This is a genomic window from Vibrio sp. YT-19(2023) (assembly GCF_033337395.1).
Window position 1 is genome coordinate 1 of record NZ_JAWOQN010000119.1, and the last position, 1,234, is coordinate 1,234.

Consider the following 1,234-nt stretch of genomic DNA (forward strand, 5'->3'; position numbering starts at 1 on the left):
GTCGTGTCGGTAATAATAATGGTCGTGGTCATTACTACTAGGCTGTTAGATGGCATAAATAAATATTCAACGTTAATCGTGTTTGCTTATATCTACGTTTACCGAGTTTCCTATTCAGAGTCAACAAAAAATTGTTTATTTTCCAGTCTTCCAGAGGTTTATTCTGCGTAATGTCATTGATATATAAGTGTAATTACTTACGCTTGATTTTAAGAAAAACATCCTTGTTTTCTAACTTCAGGAGTTAATGCCATTAAACGAAGGGTGATTAGGAGCCATAGGTAAGCGGATCTTTCTCATAAAGCGCAAGATCAAACATTTAGACGGTGTTGTTTCTAGTTAACAACAACTTAACTGTGATCAATGTTCCTAGGATCGAATTATTTAGAAAATAGATGTGTTGGCTTTCATATTCTATGCTTTAATAGTGAGAAGCTTTTAGCAGATACTAATAAAAAAGTTAGACACAAGGAGTGGTGGACATGAAAAAATGGCTTTTTCTGTTACTGTTTTCAGTGTCTGGCGTTTCTTTTGCTAACGATCTCCCTCCCCTTCCAGGGAAAACAAGCGCGTCTCCTCACAAACTGTTTATCTCAAGCGAAAGTTACCAAACCGACAGCTTTGATGTATGGAATATTGATGGTGGCTACGCCTATGAACTTTTTGATTCTGTTGACCTTTATGTAGGTGCGCGAGTCAATAACTCTCCGACTCAAAACCAAAGCGGCTTTCTCCGCGGGATCAGCTACCACTTCAATGATCGTGTCACCGTAAAAAGTACCGTAAGATCTTACAAATCTGAGAATAGCAACGGCATTCAAACCGAAGACAGTAGCCTCGCTGCTGAACTTTCTAGCCGCGTGAAAATTACCGATAAGTTAGACATTCACGCGACGTTGGATTACCAAGATTGGCAACAAGGCTTTGAGGTAGGTTTAGGTTTCCGATTCTAAAAATCGAGTGCTTCTTTTGAAATCAACACCCCATTCCAATCGGCATAAACATGATGTTTTGGTTGAACAATTTGGTTCAGCATCGTTAACGTCACGTTGACTTCACCCACACCACGCTTTTCCGTTTTAAACGGACATGTACCCAGCGCTTGCACTCCTATGTCCATTTGCGACATTTGTGCCACATCGCGCACCGCTCCGTACACGATGATACCTTCCCAACCATTTTCGATACCGAGTATCGCCAGCTGATCACCAAGCAGCGCTTTTTGGCAGGAACC

General features: G+C 41.0%; 1 protein-coding gene and 1 pseudogene. One reads left to right on the top strand and one right to left on the bottom strand.

The window, feature by feature from the left end:
• Positions 1 to 482 precede the first annotated feature (482 nt).
• Positions 483 to 953 carry a ribonuclease regulator gene (locus R7E78_RS24255; protein ID WP_318058355.1) on the top strand — a complete coding sequence of 157 codons (471 nt, stop codon included), beginning with the start codon at positions 483 to 485 and terminating at the stop codon, positions 951 to 953.
• Here R7E78_RS24255 and R7E78_RS24260 read toward each other — a convergent pair.
• Positions 950 to 1,234, bottom strand: a pseudogene (locus R7E78_RS24260) (putative 4-hydroxy-4-methyl-2-oxoglutarate aldolase); the annotation flags it as partial. The gene R7E78_RS24255 and the pseudogene R7E78_RS24260 overlap by 4 nt on opposite strands.

What these genes read in the sequence shown, in the direction of transcription:
- R7E78_RS24255 (WP_318058355.1), top strand. Translation starts at nt 483, where the DNA reads ATGAAAAAATGGCTTTTTCTGTTACTGTTTTCAGTGTCTGGCGTTTCT.